General features: G+C 43.7%; 17 protein-coding genes and 1 other annotated feature. Of the genes, 12 read left to right on the forward strand and 5 right to left on the reverse strand.

Annotation, left to right across the window (positions count from 1 at the left end; all coding sequences use genetic code 11):
• The 5 genes from tyrA to L5M40_RS13005 all read left to right on the forward strand — a co-directional run bounded on the left by tyrA (position 1) and on the right by L5M40_RS13005 (position 6100).
• Complete coding sequence (gene tyrA, locus L5M40_RS12985) at positions 1–1140, forward strand: bifunctional chorismate mutase/prephenate dehydrogenase (protein ID WP_263175503.1); 1140 nt, start codon at positions 1–3, stop codon at positions 1138–1140.
• A 214-nt stretch (positions 1141–1354) separates the two neighbouring features.
• Positions 1355–3019: a hydroxylamine reductase gene (gene hcp, locus L5M40_RS12990; RefSeq protein ID WP_263175500.1), complete on the forward strand. Its 1665-nt coding sequence runs from the start codon at positions 1355–1357 to the stop codon at positions 3017–3019.
• Positions 3020–3093: 74 nt separating this feature from the next.
• Positions 3094–4269, forward strand: coding sequence for a hybrid-cluster NAD(P)-dependent oxidoreductase (locus L5M40_RS12995; RefSeq protein WP_263175499.1), 1176 nt, complete (start codon positions 3094–3096; stop codon positions 4267–4269).
• A 156-nt stretch (positions 4270–4425) separates the two neighbouring features.
• The gene (locus L5M40_RS13000; RefSeq protein WP_028760805.1) at positions 4426–4761 is read left to right on the forward strand and encodes a hypothetical protein; all 336 of its coding nucleotides are present in this window, start codon (positions 4426–4428) and stop codon (positions 4759–4761) included.
• Between the two features lie 43 nt (positions 4762–4804).
• Positions 4805–6100, forward strand: coding sequence for a cation:proton antiporter (locus tag L5M40_RS13005; protein WP_263175498.1), 1296 nt, complete (start codon positions 4805–4807; stop codon positions 6098–6100).
• Between the two features lie 174 nt (positions 6101–6274).
• Here the strand turns inward: L5M40_RS13005 and L5M40_RS13010 are convergent, their stop codons facing one another.
• Together L5M40_RS13010 and hpf are read right to left on the reverse strand one after the other, a co-directional pair.
• Positions 6275–8269, reverse strand: coding sequence for a chorismate mutase (locus tag L5M40_RS13010; protein ID WP_263176681.1), 1995 nt, complete (start codon positions 8267–8269; stop codon positions 6275–6277).
• A gap of 41 nt (positions 8270–8310) precedes the next feature.
• Positions 8311–8427, reverse strand: a sequence feature (Phe leader region).
• 1637 nt (positions 8428–10064) lie between these two features.
• On the reverse strand, positions 10065–10421 hold the full coding sequence (gene hpf / locus L5M40_RS13015; protein WP_028760802.1) for a ribosome hibernation-promoting factor, HPF/YfiA family: 357 nt from the start codon (positions 10419–10421) through the stop codon (positions 10065–10067).
• Positions 10422–10720: 299 nt separating this feature from the next.
• On the opposite strand from hpf, the gene L5M40_RS13020 reads away from it, so the two are divergent.
• Positions 10721–11413 carry a cytochrome b/b6 domain-containing protein gene (locus L5M40_RS13020; protein WP_263176683.1) on the forward strand — a complete coding sequence of 231 codons (693 nt, stop codon included), beginning with the start codon at positions 10721–10723 and terminating at the stop codon, positions 11411–11413.
• A gap of 73 nt (positions 11414–11486) precedes the next feature.
• Here the strand turns inward: L5M40_RS13020 and L5M40_RS13025 are convergent, their stop codons facing one another.
• Complete coding sequence (locus L5M40_RS13025; RefSeq protein ID WP_263146091.1) at positions 11487–11936, reverse strand: c-type cytochrome; 450 nt, start codon at positions 11934–11936, stop codon at positions 11487–11489.
• A gap of 190 nt (positions 11937–12126) precedes the next feature.
• Here L5M40_RS13025 and trpR point away from each other — a divergent pair, with 190 nt between their 5' ends.
• On the forward strand, positions 12127–12402 hold the full coding sequence (trpR, locus tag L5M40_RS13030; protein ID WP_028760799.1) for a trp operon repressor: 276 nt from the start codon (positions 12127–12129) through the stop codon (positions 12400–12402).
• 64 nt (positions 12403–12466) lie between these two features.
• On the opposite strand, the gene L5M40_RS13035 is transcribed toward trpR, so the two are convergent.
• Complete coding sequence (locus L5M40_RS13035) at positions 12467–12838, reverse strand: hypothetical protein (RefSeq protein ID WP_173246097.1); 372 nt, start codon at positions 12836–12838, stop codon at positions 12467–12469.
• 237 nt (positions 12839–13075) lie between these two features.
• Positions 13076–13732, reverse strand: a complete 657-nt coding sequence (gene slyD / locus L5M40_RS13040; RefSeq protein WP_028760797.1) for a peptidylprolyl isomerase — start codon at positions 13730–13732, stop codon at positions 13076–13078.
• A gap of 641 nt (positions 13733–14373) precedes the next feature.
• Between slyD and thrA the strand changes: the two genes are divergently transcribed.
• The 5 genes from thrA (at position 14374) to L5M40_RS13065 (ending at position 20870) form a co-directional block, all read left to right on the forward strand.
• Positions 14374–16842 (forward strand): bifunctional aspartate kinase/homoserine dehydrogenase I, encoded by a 2469-nt coding sequence (thrA, locus tag L5M40_RS13045; RefSeq protein ID WP_263256744.1) that lies wholly within the window; start codon positions 14374–14376, stop codon positions 16840–16842.
• Positions 16839–17801, forward strand: a complete 963-nt coding sequence (gene thrB, locus L5M40_RS13050) for a homoserine kinase (protein WP_263176687.1) — start codon at positions 16839–16841, stop codon at positions 17799–17801. The genes thrA and thrB overlap by 4 nt, the downstream gene beginning before the upstream one ends.
• A gap of 70 nt (positions 17802–17871) precedes the next feature.
• Positions 17872–19155 carry a threonine synthase gene (thrC, locus tag L5M40_RS13055; protein ID WP_263256745.1) on the forward strand — a complete coding sequence of 428 codons (1284 nt, stop codon included), beginning with the start codon at positions 17872–17874 and terminating at the stop codon, positions 19153–19155.
• A gap of 283 nt (positions 19156–19438) precedes the next feature.
• Positions 19439–19732 (forward strand): hypothetical protein, encoded by a 294-nt coding sequence (locus tag L5M40_RS13060; protein WP_028760793.1) that lies wholly within the window; start codon positions 19439–19441, stop codon positions 19730–19732.
• Between the two features lie 280 nt (positions 19733–20012).
• Positions 20013–20870, forward strand: a complete 858-nt coding sequence (locus tag L5M40_RS13065) for a substrate-binding periplasmic protein (RefSeq protein WP_263176688.1) — start codon at positions 20013–20015, stop codon at positions 20868–20870.
• The last annotated feature ends 213 nt before the right edge of the window (positions 20871–21083 follow it).

Raw genomic sequence — 21083 nt, forward strand, 5'->3', positions numbered from 1 at the left:
ATGAATGAAAAAACAACGGCCGAATTAGAACACCTTCGCGGCCTGATTGATGGTGTTGATCAGCAATTACTGCACTTACTGCGTAAGCGCTTGGATCTCGTTGCGCAAGTGGGCACGGTGAAACACGGCGCCGGTTTACCTATTTATGCACCTCAGCGTGAAGCCGCCATGCTGGCTAAACGCCGTGAAGAAGCAAAAACTATGGGGATCGAGCCGCAGTTGATCGAAGATATTTTGCGTCGCTTGATGCGTGAGTCTTACCTTAATGAGAAAGATGTAGGCTTTAAACAAGTCAAAAAAGATTTAGGAACTGTGGTGATTATCGGCGGTAAAGGTCAGCTTGGTGGTCTATTCTCACAAATGCTGACCTTATCTGGCTACCAAGTGAATTTGCTCGATAAAGACGATTGGCAGCAAGCGGATAGCTTATTTGTCGATGCGGGCATGGTGTTAGTGACTGTGCCGATTGCGATTACTTGCGAGCTTATTCGTGAAAAGCTGACCCAATTACCAGCCGACTGCATTCTGGCAGATTTGACCTCCATCAAGACTGAGCCGGTTAAAGCCATGCTTGAGGCGCATTCTGGTCCCGTCGTTGGTTTTCATCCTATGTTTGGTCCTGATGTGGGCAGTCTGGCGAAGCAAGTCGTGGTGGTGTGTCATGGTCGCTCGCCGGAAAAATACCAGTGGTTGCTTGAGCAGATCACCATTTGGGGGGCGCGGATTGTCGAAGCAGAACCAGAGCGTCACGACAGTGCGATGCAGCTAGTGCAGGCAATGCGTCACTTCTCGACCTTTGTGTATGGTTTGAATCTGTGTAAGGAAGAGGCCGATATTGATACTTTACTGCAATTTAGCTCGCCGATTTACCGATTAGAATTGGCTATGGTAGGGCGCTTATTCGCCCAAAGCCCAGAGCTTTACGCCGATATTATTTTTGCCCAGCAAGATAGCCAGCATGCTATTGGTGATTATTTAGATAACTACCGTGAAGCGTTAGAGCTACTAAAACGGGGTGACAGGAACGAGTTTATTAAGCAGTTCCAAAGTGTCGCCAAATGGTTTGGGGATTTTGCACCTCAATTCCAGCGCGAAAGTCGTATTATGCTGCAATCGGTTAATGATATGAAAACCAATTAATAAATAATAAGTTACCCTTTAAAACGCCCATCATTGATGGGCGTTTTTTATGGATTTTAATAGGTCACATTGTATTAATTAGCAATTGCTTAAGGTGATCTTTCTCTAACATTTAGCATCTCACTTTAGAAATGACTGTCGCTTATGGCACGTTTAGGTAGACTAGTTTTAAACATGCAAAAATAAAGCATGAATTTAAATTAGGAGTCTATCCATGTTCTGTATTCAGTGTGAGCAAACCATTCGTACACCCGCTGGCAATGGTTGTAGTTATTCCCAAGGCATGTGTGGCAAGTTGGCGGCAACGTCCGATCTGCAAGACTTGCTGATTTACATGCTACAAGGCGTGTCTGTATATGCGGTTAAAGCTCGCGAGCTGGGCATTATCGATGCTGAAATTGATAGTTTTGTGCCTAAAGCCTTTTTCGCGACCCTCACCAACGTCAACTTCGATGATGAGCGCATTATGGCCTATACCCAGCAGGCGGCTAAGTATCGTGCTCAGTTAAAAGCTTCTTACGAAGCGGCTTGTGAACAAGCCGGTATTGCTGCTGAGCAAGTGCCGCAAGTCGCTCAGTTAGTGCTGGGGACCAGTAAGATTGAAATGCTAGCGCAGGCGCCGATTGCACTGCTGAATAAAGATAAGCATGAAGTTCATGAAGACATCATGGGATTGAGGTTATTGTGTTTATATGGCCTTAAGGGTGCGGCTGCTTATATGGAGCATGCTCGCGTGTTGGGTCAGACTGATGCTGATGTGGCAGGGCGCTTCCATGAAATCATGTCTTTCTTAGGTGAGCCGAGTGTTGATGGCGATAAGCTGTTTACTACTGCTATGGACATAGGTCAGTTGAACTACCGCATAATGGCAATGCTGGATGCGGGGGAAACTCAAGCCTTTGGTCATCCTGAGCCAACTGTGGTCAACACTAAGTCAGTTAAGGGCAAAGCTATACTAGTCTCTGGCCATGACATGAAGGATTTAGAGCTTATTCTCGAGCAGACTGTAGGCCAGGGTATCAATGTGTTTACCCACGGGGAAATGCTTCCTGCACTGGCGTATCCAGCCTTTAAAAAATATGCACATCTTGTCGGAAATTACGGCAGTGCTTGGCAGAATCAACAGCAAGAATTTGCCAATTTCCCTGGTGCTGTGGTGATGACATCTAACTGTATTATCGATCCAAATGTGGGTAGTTATAGTGATCGTATCTTTACTCGCAGCATAGTGGGTTGGCCTGGTGTGGTGCATATCGAAGGAGATGATTTCTCGGCTGTCATTGATAAAGCGTCAGCCTTAGAAGGCTTTATCTATGATGAAATCCCACACACTATCACTATTGGTTTTGCCCGTAATGCCTTGATGGCCGCAGCGCCCGCCGTGGTTGAAAATGTGAAGAGTGGTGCGATTAAGCATTTCTTCCTTGTTGGCGGTTGCGATGGCGACAAAGCCGACAGAAGCTACTTCACTGAACTTGCTAAATCCACACCTAAGGATTCAATAATCCTGACGCTAGGCTGTGGTAAGTACAAATTCAATAAGCTCGAATTTGGTGACATTAACGGTATTCCACGTTTGCTCGATGTGGGCCAATGTAACGATGCCTATTCAGCGATTCAGTTAGCGATTGCATTAGCTGAAGTGTTTGAATGTAATATCAATGAATTACCTCTGAGCTTAGTGCTTTCTTGGTTTGAGCAAAAAGCCATTGTAGTACTGCTGACACTGTTGTCTCTCGGGGTTAAAAATATTCGAACAGGCCCGACGCCACCTGCGTTCCTGACGGCCAATTTAGCCAAAATTTTGGAAGATAAGTTTGGCTTGCGTAATACCACGACAGTCGAAGCCGATTTAAAAAATATGTTAAACGTGGCTTAAATCAACCAAGAATTGTTGCTGAACTGCGGTTTTGGCTTGTTTACTGAGGCCGCAGTGTTTTGTGGGTAAATGCTATGAACATGAGTGTGATAGCGGGAGCGCGGGCATTATCGGTTTCGCCCCATAAACCCGGAAGTGTTAATCAATTAGTGTGCGTCGAACGCTGGAATGAAACCTCGGATGTCGTGAGTTTTCGTTTTCAAGCGGGCGAGCCGATGAAGTTTGACTATAAACCCGGTCAGTTTATGACCTTTGTGCTTGAGATTAATGGCGAGCAAGTGTGCCGCAGTTATACCTTGTCATCATCGCCATCTAGGCCCTATTCCTTGATGGTGACGATTAAGCGTGTTGCGGGTGGACTCGTATCTAATTATCTTATCGACAATCTATTACTCGGCCAGAGTGTACGAGTGCTGCCGCCCGCGGGACAATTTAATCTGTTTGATATTGCTCGGCTAAGCCATAAACAGCCAGAGACTGAAAAGTTAGATGCTAATCTATTAGCTATAACGGCGCAGAAATACCTTTTTTTGAGTGCTGGTTGCGGTATTACCCCCATGTACTCTATGTCGCGTTATCTGACTGATACACAAATTGATGCCGATATTGCCTTTGTGCACAGTGCGCGATCAGAGAATGATATTATTTTTAAGTCATCATTGGCGACTATGGCCAACCGTTTTAATGCATTTAAGCTCAGCTACGCACTTGAGACTGTCACTGAAACACTGGGGTGTTCACCAAAGATAGCATTCGATTTCGGGCGGTTAAGTGCACAGATGCTAAAAACCTTAGTACCTGATTTTGCAGAGCGTACTATCTACCTTTGTGGGCCAGAACCCTATATGCAAGCGGTAAAAATCTTATTGGTCGAACTCAATTTTGATATGAGTCGGTTATACCATGAGAGTTTTGCCACGGCCGAGAAAGTTGCCCGCAGTCAGCTTATGCAAGCAAACTCGTCAGATGGAACGAGTGAAAACCTACCTGAAGGGGCTTTTACCTTGTCTATTGGCGATCGAAGCATGACGCTAAATCAAGGACAAAGTCTGCTGGAGGGAATTGAGGCCGAAGGGTTGCCGATTATTGCAGCCTGTCGTTCGGGCGTTTGCGGCGCGTGTAAGTGTCAAGTCTTGGAGGGAGAAACGGTATCGACAAGCGTGATGACACTGACTGCTGCAGAAATTGAGGCCGGTTTTGTACTCGCTTGCTCCACAACATTAGCATCCGACGTGACACTTAAACTTTAACGTGCTGCTAATTAGCGTCATTTACTTGTGACTTATTTTTAAATGGATGGAAATATTTCTAATCCTTAGTTGCGCTTATCTCAGTGAGAACGTAAGGTTAATGACAAGGGCGTATGATGTTTGCGCCCAGTCTATTAGTCTGGCTGGAGTCTCTCAATGACAATGACAACCACTTATGCCGCAAAAATTGAAGACCGTACTCTGGGACATTTGTTGTACGCCTTGATGTCGGGTTTTCCCTTATTATTACTTCCTGTGCTGCTAAGTTTGTTCATTAATCTTTCCCAACGCCAATTCCATGGTAATCCATTATTGGCGTCGCATTTGCGTTGGCAACGGCATTCTAATCTCGCCTTTCTTGGCTTGCTAGTGCTCGGCTATTGCGTTCCACTGACTTGGCTCAGTCTTTCGATTTATCTCTTTGGGATCATTTGGTTTTGCCACAGGATCATTAAAGGGTGGTTAAGTCTATTGGATGGTTTAGAAATCTAAACTTGTGCTAGAGTCTCTAAATTGATGATTTTTAGAGGCTCTTATGTCCAGCTACCAAATTCTGTGTGTCCTCTGCGCGTTGGCGCTAGTGACTTCGGTTATCTCCTCTCGCGTCCATAAACTGCAGGAAACTGTGGCCATTACTGCTATTGCCCTAGGAATGAGTTTGTTGTTGCTCCTTGGGGGAAAGGCCTTAGGTGGGGACGTTTATGTTTATTTTGTCTCTGGCTTAGAGAAACTCGATTTTCAAGCTTTACTGCTCAATGGCATGCTTGGTTTTTTACTCTTTGCCGGCGCATTACAAATCCGCTTAAAAATACTGAGGCATCAAAAGTGGGAGATCCTAATCCTTGCTTTTATAAGCACCTTATTGTCGACATTTATTATAGGTGGGCTGTTATTTTGGTTCGCGCCTATGCTGGGTCTCCCGCTAGAATTCAGCCACTGCTTACTGTTCGGCGCCTTGATTTCGCCCACCGATCCGATCGCTGTTTTGGCTATTTTAAAGAAAATGGGTGCGCCGGAAGATATCGCGATTCAAGTAGAAGGAGAATCTTTATTTAACGATGGCATAGGGTTAGTGATTTTTGTGGCAATATCGCAATTGGCTTTCTCCACAGAGCCACTGACGTTTATCTATATCTCTGAGTTATTTATTCGTGAGGCAGTAGGTGGGGTTATTTACGGTGGCGTGCTTGGTTTTCTGCTGCATCATTTTTTCCGCTACTGCGAGGAAGAAACGCAATTAATGCTGGTGACCCTGCTGATCCCAACCGCGGGATATGTCATGGCGGATGTGCTTGGTGTTTCTGGTCCTTTAGCTATGGTGAGTGCGGGGATCATCATAGGAAATTTCAGCGTGCCTAAGTTTTTTGCTCGTAACGAGCGAGTGAAACTATTTACTTTTTGGTCGCTGATTGAATCCTTCTTTAATGCCTTACTCTTCCTATTGCTTGGTTTATTACTTTTGTTAGTCACTTTTAAAGCGCCATTGTGGTGGTTTATGTTTGTGGCTATACCAATAGTCTTGTTGGCTCGTGCAATGAGTGTGTTATTACCTTATTTGGGCTTTCGATTGTTTAAGTCATACAACCCCTATGCTGAGACGATTTTGATTTGGGGTGGTTTAAGGGGAGGATTAGCCCTCGCTATGGTGATGAGTTTGCCTGAGGGTATCGTCATAGATGCTATTGGTGGTGTAGAGCTGCGGGAGTTGTTGTTAGTGATGACCTATGCCGTCGTCGTATTTTCGATTTTAGTGCAGGGCTCTACTATGACAGGGCTTATCCGTAGGAGTAATGCCGTTACTAAACCATCGAGTGCTGTTGGCTCTTCTTAAAATGCATAAAGGATCACTGCGCTGCAATACTAAACAATATTAAGCCTGCTAGTCATCACACTGGCTAGCAAGCTTGTCTGAGTCAATTAGGGATAAAAGAAGCCTCATTTATCCCTTAACACACTTCGAACTAACCCCATTTCACTTTAAATTAAATCACTCAAGATCAAAGCTTTAATTTGCCCGATATAATTCCCTTACCACAGCGCTTATTAAGTTAAGCGACTCATGGTCATCACTGCTAGATAGTGGACAATTGAGTATCAATCCATCCACTTTAAGCTGTTTAATTCCTTGTGTTTGAACCAATAGGGCATCATCTAATACGGCATAACTTGGGTTGATTAAAATCGGCAAATGGCTCGTGGCTTTAATCTGGATCAGACTCGCTAAATCGAGTGAAGGTAGATTGGCGTTATTTAAGGTTCTAATGCCTGAGTCACACAGAACCAGTTGCTGATTGCCTTGGCTTAAAATGACTTCTGTTGCCGTGAGTAATTCTTCAAAACTTGCCATATCGTTACGCTCAAGTATTAATGGTATCGGTAGGGTTCCAGCTTGAGTCAGTAAAGTTTGGTTAAACATCTGCTTGCCTGCGAGGAATAACATATCGGCGTGCTGGACTGCTAATGGCATATCGGCTTCTTGCGCTATGGCAATAATGCACACTAGGCCATATTGATGCAGGATTTGGCGTAGTTTAGCGAGAGTAACTTCTGCCATAGTCAGTTGATTAACAGCGCTGAGCAAAACGGCTTGGAATCCCGCTTCTTTAAGCTGCTTCACTTGCTGCTCGAAAGCCGATAATGCTAAATGTGAAATGTCATTATTCAGTGTGATTTGGGCTATGGCACCGACATGCCCTGCACCGATTGTCATTGCGCCACAGTTGATTTCACTGGCTTGCTCTTTATAGGCTTTGCTATATCGAACTGGACTGGCATTAGCACCATTTTCGCTGATGACTTGATCCTTAGAGGTGCTGGGCTCAATCAGTAGCTGGCTGTTGCTCAGCTGTGTGGGCTTGACTGTTTCACAAGGATAACAGCCTAATACTTTGATAAAACGGGTGATCCGCTCGAGTTGCTTTAAACCCGCCTGCATAGATTCACTGGAGATATTCGCGTCGATATCCAAATAGAACATCTCTTCCCAAGGAGTCCCTGGAATCGGGCGTGACTCTAATTTGCTCATGTTTAACTGATGCGCTTTTAGAACCAGTAAGGCTTCCACTAAAGCACCGGCTTTTTGGCCTGTTGCCATGATCAATGTAGTCTTAGCGGGTAACTGCTCTGGTACGGCAACGGCTTTGCGAGCAACAACGATAAAGCGACTTTGGTTGATCTTCTGATTAGCTAAACCTGCTTCTATGGACTCAAGTTGATAGAGTGCACCACCTTCGGCGCTGCCAATCGCTGCTGCACTGTTATCTGGACTTTGGTTTACCTTTTCCATTGCTTCTGCGCTGCTTGAGCAGTATTCCAGTCTCAAGTCTTTGTGTTGAGTTAAATATCTGCTGCATTGGCTAATAGGTTGAGGGTGGGCATAGACAGTTTTGATATCAGCTAATTTACTGCCAGCTTTTCCTAGTAGGCAATGGCTGACTTCAATCGTCGTTTCGCCAACAATCGACAGACTGGTGTGCTGTAGCACGTCGTAGACTTCGTTGATTGAACCTGAAGATGTGTTCTCAATCGGCAGGAAACCATAATCAGCATGTCCAGACTCAACGGCTTGCACTATTTCATCGAAACTTTGGCAACCTAAGTCCAGCATTTCAACTTGGCGACGTTGGCAATAGCGTGTAGCTGCGAGATAAGAGTATGAACCTCTAGCACCGAGGTAAGCGATACAATACTGTTGTTTTTGTGTCTCTGGATTGGCGCGGCCGTGAAGGTAAGCTTGTTGATTCAATACTGAATCTTCAATGATGCTCTGGTAAAGGGAGATAACATAGTGGGCATCTAATCCTTTCTCTCTGCCTTCTTTCACGAGTCGAGCGAGCAGTTCTTTTTCCCTTTGGGTATCTCTGATGGGTCTAACATCCACTTCTTTGCTACGGGCTACTTCTAAACTTAAGCGACGGCGCTCTGCGAGTAATGCCAGCAGTTCATTATCCAGATGGGTGATCTGCTCTCGGGTTTGATTTAAAGGCTGTGGTGTATGCATTCTGACCTCAATTGCCGCCATGTATTTTATCAATCGTTTAAGACAAAAAAGCCTCCCAGTTGGGAGGCTTTGGATTTTTACTTTCGTTTTTACACAGTAAATCCGCCTCCTAGAGTGGGGGTGTAAAAAAGAAAGTAAAAAAAGCTGCTGTTATCATTTTCATGGCCTTAAAACTAAAGGGCTAGGGCTTAGCTGTCAATCAAAACTTTCTTAAAGGTAATCTAAAAAGAAAGCGCACCCGAGGGTGCGCTGGTTTGGTTCAAGTATGTATATATGGTCAAGCGAGTTTATCCTCCTTATGGTCAGTGTGGGACAAGGTAACACATTCGTTTATCTTACATTTACGTGTAACAGTAAAACGTTGACAACTCACTAGATAACGACTTGCATTTATAATGAACATTAACAAGTACTTTATGCAGTATAGCGTATAACCTTGAAACTATGCAGTTTGCAGTACCAGCGAACTTACGTTGACATGTCTTGCACTTATATTTTAACAATTAACACTTGCATGGAGCTATAACATTAAAAAATAACACTAACAAAACGAACATTTAAAAATAAACGATTTACGGCTCATTGGTTGTACTAGGTACATTTTGCTGTAAGAACAGCTTAGCCTTGTCACGCGTTTAGGTCTTGCTACTTACATTTTTACCATTATTACCATTATTACCATTATTACTTTTTACTTTAAAACCTAACATGTTAATACATGGAACGTATAAAAAGCTCTCATTTACTGTTATTACAATTTTCGTCAAGTCTAGATTTCCTCCTTTTTAATTGATAAGTAAACATTATTTAAGGTGTCTATAAATATCAAAACTCAACTAATGGTAAACGTTAACACATTACATAAATAAACATTTATACGATTTACAGTTTTTACTATACAAATAACACTAAGTAAACTAATGACTTTTAATCAAACCAACGTATTGCACTTACATTAAATCACACGCTAAAAACGCTAACTAACATATCAGTGTAAATATGACTCTCTTCAAACTAATCTACATCTAACTAAACGTGACAGTTGTTACCTCATTTATCTCAGTGTTTAGCACGTATTGGTGCTGACCCGTTTTACAATAAACGCTTTTATTCATGTAGCTTTTGTTAATGTGATTTATGTTTACCTGAGCCTCCATTGTGGATATAAAAAATTTGATAGTTAAAGGTTTTGCTAATGTACTCGTTGTACTGTACTCGGCTCCTTATGTAAACTCTGGTATTCAGCAATGCCGCCTGTTTCTGGTGGTCATCCTGATATTGGGTCAAAATTGAGTACTGCTTTTAGTGAATGCCAACATACTTGATTGTTTCTAAAATCAAATTGTTCGCTCTTGTGTTGCCTCCTTCCCAAACTTGCTATTGAAAGTGGAACCTAGTTGAAAATAAAAATTGAACTTTTAAACGTAGAAATTATAAGTAAAATTAATCATTAATAGTAAACCTTAGTACTTAAAACCTTAGTGCTTAAAACTATAAGGCTTAGATTGGTCGTGCTCCTTAGTTATATCCAGTAACGTTACTTAGAACTTAAGTTCTGTTAATCAATATTTGTAAATCAAAATTTAAAGTAAATCAACATTTGAAACGATTTAAATCCGCACCACTTCGATTCTTGCTGTCACTTTGTAAAGTGTAGTAGGTATTTAGTCAAAAGAACTGTTTTTTTCATCATTAAAATGATTGCACTAAGCTTTTGTAAAAACTGTGATCTGATTAAATATTTCTACTTTATTGCTCTCAAAGTGATGCGTTTCTCGCACTCACCAGATTTAAATTATGCCGCATCTTCCTCCTCGTACTCGTCGTCAATTTCAATAACATTATTAGTCGGTGTTAGTGATGTGGAGCGTTGAGCTTCAGGTTTGTGTGTTATGCGATTGAGCTGCTTCTCTAATTTTTGGCCCATAGCGTTAATCGCAGTATATAAATTTTCATGTTTTGCTTGAGCGAAGAGTTCTCCATTTGGGATGCCAACCGATGCTTCAATTTTGAAACCAGGTTTCTCCTCCGTAATGATTACATGGGGATTTATCATTTGCACATCATGCCTTGAAAGTTTTTCAAAACGGCTTTCAATGCGTTCGCGAATAGGAGATGTGACTTCAAGTTGCTTGCTAGTAATCTTTAGCATATTTCGAACCTTCTGTTGTTTCCTTGGATTTCAGATTACCAAGGTTCGCACTATAAAACGAGATGTAGATCACGTTTTTATGTCCATTAGATACTGTTCGTTGGATATTTGATCACTTAGACAAATATCAATAATTCTTGGCCGAAAAGTCTTGTATTGCCAGCTAAATGGGCCCATATTCGATGGGATAACTGCGCAGTCTTTGCCCTTATTTACTTATATTTACTTTAAGTTTCATCCCGAATCCCGATAAAATACTTCTACTTATTCCATTCGGTCACTTTGAGTTTGCCCATTTTATGAATACTGAACACGTTAAAATTAAGGTCTGGGATTTACCCACGCGAATTTTCCATTGGGGTATGGTGTGTCTGTTGGCACTTTTATGGTGGAGTGCCGATGCGGGCGAAATGCAGTGGCATCAAATTTTTGCTTATAGTTTGCTGATCCTTATTGGATTTAGGATCCTCTGGGGGCTCATTGGTAGCGATACGGCAAGGTTTAGCCACTTTGTTCATCACCCCAAAGTTGTACTCGACTACTTGAGGACGATTCGAACTAAAGGGATGTCTGTGGTACTTGGGCACAATCCTATCGGTGGCTATATGGTCATCGCGTTGATTGGGATCATTAGCCTTCAATTAGTTACAGGCCTTTTTGCGACTGATGATATTTTTACCGAAGGTCCGCTATATAGCTATGTCAGTTCAGATACCAGTGGGTTTTTGACTTGGTTACACAAAACGAACTTTAACCTTATTCTCTTGCTGAGTGCCATTCATGTACTGGCTGTGATTATTCATGCCATGAAAGGGGATAAGTTAGTTGGTGCTATGATCAGTGGTTACAAGAAAGTCTCGAAGGTTGCTTTTTCATCAAGTGCGAAGAGCGAGCTTCGATTCAAGTCTGAGTGGCTTGCTTTAGTGCTGTTCACAGTATGCGCGGCTGTGGTCTTTGGCTATTTAATGTGGCCAATAGTGCAAGTTCTATAGATTTATACTTAGTTTGGGAACAACAAAAAGCCTGCTATTTAGCAGGCTTTTTGATGGGAAAAACAACGTCAAACTAATCTTTCTTATAAATGTCGTGACAACTTTTACAGCTTTTTCCTGTGTCCATAAAGGCTTGTTTGATTTCAGCTTGATTACCTTTTTGAGCTACAGTAGCCAGAATGGCAGCATTCTCTTGGAAGGTTTTCATTTTTGCATCAAAATCAGCTCTGTCTTGCCAAACTTTGGCTAGGGCTTCGGTATCACCTTTGTCTGAGCCATCAATAAAACCTTCGAAAGGAATTTTGGATAATGCAGCAACATTCGTTGCGCGCATTGCGAAGGTTTCTGCTTCGAAAGGTTTTTTATCTTTCATCATGGCAGCCATATCGCCGAAGTTATAAGCAATAAGACCAAATGCAGATTGGCGGTATTCAATTGCATCTTTAGAGTCTTCGAAATTGTGTGCTTGAGCAGTTGAAGCCAATAAGGTACTGGCAACGAGAGTAAGTAGTAATTTTTTCATCGTATTCTCACAAATTAGCGTCGAAGTGTGACATTGCACTCCTATTGTACACAAATTAACTTGATGTACTAGAAGCAATTTTGTCAGTTTTTGTCTGGATCTGACTGCTAAACGTAACAATTTATTTGTAAGTAGGCTAAATCTGTTAGACTGCTAATGTAATGCTTGAACAGTACTTATGAGGGTGATTATGAGAGCTAACTGGGATCTAGTATTAGAAAAAATTTTGAGCCACAGCAATTATGAAGATCTTTCTGTGTTGTTTCATTTACTGTTAACCGAAGAAGAACGTAGTGCCGTTGCCGGACGTTTGAAGGTCTTTCAATTGCTGCTAGACGGGGAAATGAGTCAAAGGCATATCGCTGCTGAATATGAAGTCAGTATTGCAACGATTACACGTTGTTCTAATTATTTGAAGAATATGTCTTCTGAGCATAGGGCGAAAGTTCAAAAACTAATTGGTTAGTGTTCACGTGGATACAACTCTTATGAATATCATCTGCTCCTATTGTGGTGAATAGAACTAAGTCTTAAGGCGTGATGGGAAGCTTATGACGACGATAGAGGGAACGACGAACAAGAATGTATAAGCCGTAGCTGAGTAAACAGATAGCCAGAATTGGGTAAAGATCCTTGGGAAGGAATTTAAAGATAGCCAGCGCCGCTAAGAGATAGATAAAAGGTATAAAGTCATAAATTATCTCGGGAAGATAACCCGATTTACGTCGTTTGGCCGAGTCTGTTCGACGGTTTTGAGAACGCATAACGTAGATCCTCGCACCTAATACAAATACCACAGTTGCCGCTATCAAGGCATAGTTGATGTCGAGTGCAATAAAACTCGAACTACCGAGCGCCATGTAGCCAAAAGGCAAAATTTCGTAAAGGGGTTTGGTTAACATAAGCACTCCGTCGCTTAACTTAGGTTGATATCAATATCTAATTGAAACTATTCATATAAAATTTGAATACTTCAATTTACCAGTCAGTTATTTATCTATTACGAATATTATAAACGCTTGTGTATAAAAAATGCACGACCTTAAATTAAGGGCATGCATTTTAAAAGGTTAAACCATGGCTGTTTAATCACTTACGGATAAACAACTTCTCGTTCAACTGCTGGTATCAGGCTTTGTTTAGCCGCGGCAACCACAGCCGCCATTACCGTCACAACCTGTTTTAGGTGTGTCACAGGCTTCGTGCTCTTCATGGTGGTGTCCATGATCGTGGTCTGAACCACCACAACAGCCGCCCGCTTCTTGTTTACCTGAACCGCCACAGCATCCACCACCGTGGTCGTGATCATGTCCATGGCTTCCACAACCACCTTGGGCATGAATGTGGCCATGAGCGATTTCTTCGGCTGAGGCTTCACGAACGTCAACGATTTCGACGCTGAAATTGAGCGATTGGCCCGCTAAAGGATGGTTGCCATCGACGATAACCACATCGTCTTTCACTTCCATGACTTGAACTGGGCGCTGACCCATTTCAGTTTCAGCGATGAAGCGCATACCTGGGACGATATCTTCGATATCACCAAAGGCTTCTAATGGCACTGCTTGACGTAGGCCATCGTGATAAGGGCCATAGGCTTCTTCGGCACTAATAGTGACATCGAGTTTTTCGCCTTTGCTTTTACCATCTAATGCGGCTTCTAAACCTGGGATCAGGTTTTCAGTGCCGTGTAGATATAGCATAGGTTCAGAGTCGAAGGAGTCTTCTAATAGTCTGCCTTCTTGATCTGATAAACGGTAATGAATGGTTACCGCGCTGTGTTGAGTGATCTTCATATCGCCTCCAATTCGTAATGTGCGCGCATAATAACGTGCTTTTTTAGTGCTGGCGATAATTTGAAGTGGCTTATGTTAGATATCGCACAGGTTTTTTTTAGGCAAATTTGTCGGTGCTTTACGGTAGAAAGGATGAGTAATGTGATTTTTGCTCGTTAGCCTGTCAATTTAGCCTGAGTGATGAGGTAGAACAAATAACGCATTATTTTAAAGTGCACTATAAATAATTATATGTAAAACAAGTAATTATATAATTGTATTCGTACCATATTACGTTGACGTCAACAGTTATCTATTGCGTAAATCGCATTTTTACCCCTAGAAAACTTCATATTAACGAATCTTGATGCAGTATTTTATCGAGCGTTAATATTTGCCTATAAATAATCCATTTTAGGGGTTGACAAGCGCGGGTAAAAAAAGCAATTCTGTTTATCAAGAAATTAACATGGATTAGCCCAAACACATGCATAGCCTAGGTTTCGTAGTAACTACCATTATTACAACCACCACTACAACAACAGTGGGGGCGGGCTGATACACCCTAAAAAATTTTAACGATGAGCCCGCTTCCCGCAAAGAAGCGGGCTTTTTTGTTTCTAGCTCTTATTTCTAAGTCGGGCGCGGTACAGGAGAACAAGATGAAAGTAATGAAATTTGGTGGTACCTCGCTTGCAAATTGGCAGCGATTCTCGATGGCGGCGGATATCGTTGCTAAGTCATCTAAGCTTGAACCCATAGCCACTGTGCTATCGGCCCCGGCGACTGTGACAAATGCGTTACTAGAAATGGTTGATGTAGCCGTTAAAGGTGAAGATTATTCGTCTGTGCTGCAGCATGTTGAGCGGGTATTTACCTCGCTATACCAAGATGCTGTTACTTCAATGTTGTCGAGTGAGCAGAGTGAACAGCTCTTTTCTGGACTTAATGCACAGCTGGTGATTTGGCAGGATAGATTACGTGGCATTAGCTTACTGCAAGAGTGTCCTGATGGCATACGTGCTGAAATCGTGGTGGCAGGTGAGCGTTTATCTGCAGCCTTGATGGAACAAGTGATGCTATCTAAGGGGATCACATCTGCTCAACTCGATCCGCGCGCCTTGTTTCTGGGTCGTGGTCGGCCGTTAGAATCCGTGGTCGATATCGCTGTGAGTAAGCCAAGGTTTCGTGCGTTGGCATTAGGTGAAAAGCGCGTATGGGTAATGCCGGGATTCACCGCCGCCGATGAACAGGGCAAAGTGGTGACGTTAGGCCGTAATGGTTCTGACTATTCTGCTGCTGTGCTCGCTGCCTGTTTAGATGCGTCAAGTTGTGAAATCTGGACCGATGTTGACGGTGTTTATAATACCGATCCCCGTGTGGTTGCCGATGCTAAGCTGTTATCACAACTCAGCTATCAAGAGGCGATGGAACTCTCCTATTTTGGCGCTAAGGTGCTGCATCCTAAGACGATTGCGCCTATCGCCCAGTTCCATATTCCCTGTTATATCAAAAACAGTTTTAACCCCGATGCGCCCGGCACTCTGGTATCAAACCAAGCCGATGAAACGGGCTTACAGGTTAAAGCTATCTCCAATTTAGATAACCAGACCATGTTTGATATATCAGGCCCAGGCATGAAAGGCATGGTTGGCATGGCGAGCCGTACTCTCGCGGCGATTTCTCGCAGCGGCGTGTCTGTGTCTTTAATCACCCAAAGCTCCTCTGAATACAGTATTAGCTTCTGTGTGGCGACGTCTGACTCGGCCAAAGTGAAATGGGCCTTAGAGCAAGAGTTTGAATTAGAAATAAAAAGTGACTTGCTTGAACCTATTGCTATGCGTCATGAGCTCGCTATCGTTTCTTTGATTGGTGATGGCATGCGCACCCACAAAGGCGTGGCAGCGCGTTTCTTCCAAGCGTTAGCGCAGGCAAGCGTGAATATTATCGCTATCGCTCAAGGATCGTCCGAGCGGTCGATTTCGACTGTGATCGAGCAGCGTAAGACTAAGCATGCGGTGGCGGCTTGTCATCAAGGCTTTTTCGATGTGCAGCAGTATTTAGATGTGTTTTTAGTGGGTTGCGGCAATGTAGGGGCAGGCCTGCTCGAGCAGATAAAACAACAGTCTGCCATGCTCAAAGAGCAGCACATCAGTATCCGTGTTTGCGGCATAGTGAATTCGAACAAGATGCTACTCGACAGTGCGGGTATCGACTTAAGCAATTGGTCTAGCTTGCTTGCCGATAGCCAGCAAGCCTGCGATATCCCAGCGTTACTTGCATGGGCGAAAGAGCAACAATTACTAAACCCTGTGCTGGTGGATTGCACCTCGAGCGAGCAAGTATCGGATCTGTATTTGGATGTGATGAACTCAGGTTTGCATGTTGTCACGCCGAACAAAAAGTCGAACACTCGCGATTATGCTTATTATCAAGCACTGCGCCAAACGGCATTAAAACAGCGTCGCCAATTCTTATATGAAACTACAGTCGGTGCGGGTTTGCCTGTGATCGATAACCTGAAAAAACTGTTATTTGCGGGTGACAAACTGCATAAGTTTAACGGTATTTTATCGGGCTCTTTATCCTTTATCTTCGGCATGCTCGATGAAGGCATGACACTTTCTGAAGCGACAGGTCTTGCGCGGGAAAAATGTTTTACTGAGCCCGATCCCCGTGATGATTTGAGTGGTATGGATGTGGCGCGTAAAGTGCTCATTCTTGCCCGTGAAGTGGGACTAAAGTTAGAGCTCAGTGATGTGCAGGTTGAATCTGTATTGCCAGCCGAGTTTGATGATTCAGGTGATGTTGAAAGCTTTATGGCACGATTACCGCAAGTTGATGCCGCAATTGCCGCAAAAGTGGCGCAGGCCAAAGCCCAAGGTAAAGTGCTGCGTTATGTTGGGCAAATTGAGGATGGTGTGTGCCGTGTGCGTATCGCCGAAGTGGATGCACAGGGTCCGCTTTATAGCGTTAAAGGCGGTGAAAATGCCTTAGCGTTCTATAGCCGCTATTATCAGCCCATTCCCTTTGTGCTACGCGGCTATGGCGCGGGGACTGAAGTGACCGCTGCTGGTGCCTTTGCCGATGTATTAAGAACCTTGAATTGGACTCGTGAGGTGAGTGTATGAGTTTGACCGTTTACGCTCCAGCCTCTATGGGTAACGTGGGCGTCGGATTTGATTTATTAGGCGCTGCATTAGCGCCGATTGATGGCAGTTTACTGGGCGATAGAGTGACTATCGCCGCGGCAGCGTCGGGTGTGAGTCTGATACAGACCGGCGTTTGGGCCCATAAACTGCCTGAAAATCCGAAAGACAATATTGTGTACCAATGTGCCGAATTCTTCTTAACAGCCATGAGTAAGGAGTTTTTAACTGCGCTGGGTAAAGCAGATGGAGGCGTAGCGCTGACACTGGAAAAGAACCTGCCCGTCGGCAGTGGTTTAGGGTCGAGTGCAAGCTCAGTCGTGGCGGCGTTATATGCCCTGAATGAACATTTTGATAGACCCTATAACGAGCAAGCACTGCTGGAACTGATGGGCGAGTTTGAAGGGAAGATCAGCGGTAGTGTGCACTATGACAACGTTGCCCCCTGTTATTTGGGCGGCATGCAATTGATGCTCAATGTGCCGGGCAATGTCTGTGAAGCGATACCCAGCTTTAAAGAATGGTATTGGGTTGTGGCCTATCCAGGGATTTCACTCTCAACGGCAATGATGCGCAAACTCATGCCAGATCAATATGATAAAAGTGTCACTATCGATTTTGGCCGTTATTTAAGCGCCTTTGTGCATGCGTCTTACCAGCAGAATGCCAAGCTTGCGATCAGCGTATTAAAAGATGTGTTAGCCGAGCCCTATCGCGCCGCCGCGATCCCGGGTTACGACAAGGCCAGAGCCGCTTTAGCCGCTTTAGGCATGTTGACTACGGGGATTTCCGGCAGTGGCCCAACGCTGTTTTCGATTACCGATGATTTAGCCACGGCAAATGCGGCTAAAGCCTGGTTAGAACAGCATTATTTAACCGAGGTTGGGGGCTTTGCCCACGTGTGTCGCCTCGATGAGCAAGGCACGCGTAGAGTTGATTAATAGTTAATTTAGCTAAGACTAAGTACCCCAAATTAGCATTTAAGGTTTAGCATCAAAAGGTTGAGTGAGCATGGAACTATATAATTTAAAACACCCTTCGCAGAAAGTGAGCTTTAAAGAGGCGGTACAGCTGGGGTTAGGTAAAGACAGAGGTTTGTTCTTTCCTAGTCAAATACCCGTATTAGACGATATTGAAGGGCTGCTGGCGTTGCCATTCGTTGAGCGCAGTAAAAAAGTACTCGGCGCATGGCTTGCCTCTGAGTTAGGCCAAGATGCGGTCGATGAATTAGTTGAGCGTGCCTTTAACTTTGATTTACCTTTGGTTGCCGTCGATGAGCAGCGTGCCTGCCTCGAATTATTCCACGGTCCAACACTGGCATTTAAAGATTTCGGTGCACGTTTTATGGCGCAATGCGTCAATGCCTTTGTGGGTGACACGCGCTTAACCATTTTGACTGCGACCTCGGGCGACACTGGCGCTGCGGTTGCCGATGCCTTCTATGGACTAGAGAAAGTCAATGTCGTGGTGCTCTATCCTAAGGGGAAGATCAGTGAGCTACAGGAAAAGATGTTCACGACGTTGGGCAAAAATATCCATACAGTTGCCGTCTCTTCCGATTTCGATGCCTGCCAAGATCTCGTTAAGCGCGCCTTTGATGATCCCGAAGTCCGCGATGGGTTGAGCTTAAACTCGGCGAACTCTATCAACATCAGCCGCTTACTCGCGCAAATTTGCTATTACTTTGAAGCGGTTGCCCAGTCTAAACAACGGCATGAAGCCGATCCTGTGATTTCAGTGCCAAGTGGTAACTTTGGCAACCTCACCGCAGGTTTATTCGCCAAAGCCATGGGGTTACCGGTTAAACGCTTTATCGCCGCAACCAATGCGAATGATACTGTGCCGCGCTATTTAGAAAACGGCCAATGGCAGCCCAATCAAACCCAAGCGACCATGTCTAATGCGATGGATGTGAGTGAGCCAAGTAACTGGCCGCGAGTGGAAGCCATTTGTGAGAAATTAGGCTGGCCACTGAGTAGCTTAGTGGGTATTCGCTTATCGGAGGAACAAACGTCACAGGCATTAGCTGAGTTGCATGCACAGGGTTATGTGTCTGAGCCCCACGCGGCGATTGCAGCTAAGGCCTTATCTTTAACCTTAGTGCCCGATGAAGTGGGCATATTCTTGGGGACGGCGCATCCCGCTAAATTTAAGGATGTTGTGGATAGAGAATTAACGCTTAACTTACCCTTGCCGCCTGAGCTTGAAGCTGTTGCGAGTAAGCCCATCTTATCCGCGGAATTAGCGGCAGATTTTGCTGCATTAAAAGTGCATTTATTCAAAATATTAGCTTAAGGGCTTTAGCCCTACTGATGTCTGCCTAGCAGTGGAATAACATGGCGTAAAAGCAGGAAGGGAGCTTGGCTCCCTTTTTTTACAAGTGTGAGTTTTATGGTGAGGAATTGATGAGCTTGTGTTACCAGTGAACATAAAACAACCATTAGTTAACTACATGATATTTAATTAATATTTGTAACTTTCTGTATTATCCTTGGTTTCTTATATGTGACATTGTTCACAATTTATCTATTGCAATTAGTTATGTTCACCCGCGTGTTTAATCTGTGGGTTAATTGATTTGTCTAAATTTTTTCTGTTAAGTACATGTTTTTGCGTTTTAATATCTGGATGTGCGACCAAGCAGCATGAACTATATCGTCGCATTAACGTGGCCTACGATTTTGAAGTCACCCACTGCGATAGTTTTGCTTTAGTCACTGGGGTGAGCCGCCATGAAAACCGGCTTGATGAAGCTAAAGAGTCCGCCACGGCTCAGGGTGAGGAATTGGGGGGAACACACATAGTTTGGTTACAAGTCGATATGGGGGATCCCACTAAAGTTGTTGCTATTATTTATAAGTGTCTGATTTAAATTTATAAAACTTTATTTTATTTCCTGCGTTCAGGCTTAGCCTTTATCGCAGCATAGTGAGTCGTTTAGATCTCACTCTTGGCTGTTGTGCTTTTTTGTTATTATTCCTCGCCCTTTTTTAGGCTAATTACTGTGATCTCGCCGGTGTTTATGGCGCGCTATCTAAGTGACAACTACGCTTACTGAGGTAGAACCCCCTCGCGGAAGTCTGACGCTGAATCGTTATACTTCATCTTAATCAAGAGAGGATCGTCAACTTAAGAGGCAAATAACTTAGCCTATGCCATGGTTTAAATACGTTCCTGTCTTATTTTTGCTTTTTTTAGTCTTGCCCGCTGTAAGTGCGTCGCAGGTCAATAGTCCTTTACCTTGTAAGAACATGATTAAAGTCGGTTACAACGATTGGCCTCCCTATGCTTGGCAAGATCCTCACGGAGAAGCCCAAGGCTTAGATGTGGATCTGATGCGGGCATTTGCAGTGTATCTTGGTTGTGAAGTTCATTTTATTAATGTGCCCGCTAAGCGCTCGCATCAGATGTTGCGAGCAGGACAGTTAGATGTGTTGATGGGAGCGACTATGACGGATGAACGTCAAAACTATGCTCTTTTTTCAACCTATTACCGGGATGAAGAGCTACGCTTATTTGTACTCGATGAGCAAAAAGATCAGATTAATATCGATAAATGGGAGGACATTTTTACCCAAAAATTGCGTCTACTTGTCCCTTCTAGCGGTTGGTATGGTGCAGATTATCAAGAATCTCAATATCGATTAGAGCAGGAGCACTTGTTAGTATTAAGTCCCGACTCAGATAAGTCTGTGCAAATGCTTATCTACGGTAGGGGAGATATGATCGTCGGAGATACCTTAGCCATGCCCTATATCGCCAGCCAGCATCAACGCATCAAGCTAGTGCCACTTAAGTTAGTGTTAGATCAAAACCATATTCATTTAATGTTCAGTAAAGCGAGTATCAAGACAAGCCAGTTAGAGCAGTTTAATCATGCGATTAAGGCATTGATGGATAACGGTGAAATTGCACGAGTGATCAATAAATGGCAACAAATGACACTGGCGAAACAGTCTAATATGAGCCGCCTAAACAGTCCGCTAAAGACGCTGTATGTCAGCCCTTAACATTAGCCCTTCACGTTAGCCACTCATGTCCGACTCTGGTATATTTTTATCCTAGTGCAATATGGTAACGCTATGATCTTTGATGTTTTCCTCTAAAGAATCTTGTCTTTTATTCAGTTGTTCCTCCGCGATTTAAGATGTGACACATTTGCTAAAACTTCTCTGACTTGAAGTTACTGAACTCTCTATCAAATTCTGCTAGCTTGTTGGGCT

Source organism: Shewanella sp. SM68, assembly GCF_025653925.1.
In the GTDB taxonomy this organism is placed as follows: domain Bacteria; phylum Pseudomonadota; class Gammaproteobacteria; order Enterobacterales; family Shewanellaceae; genus Shewanella; species Shewanella oncorhynchi.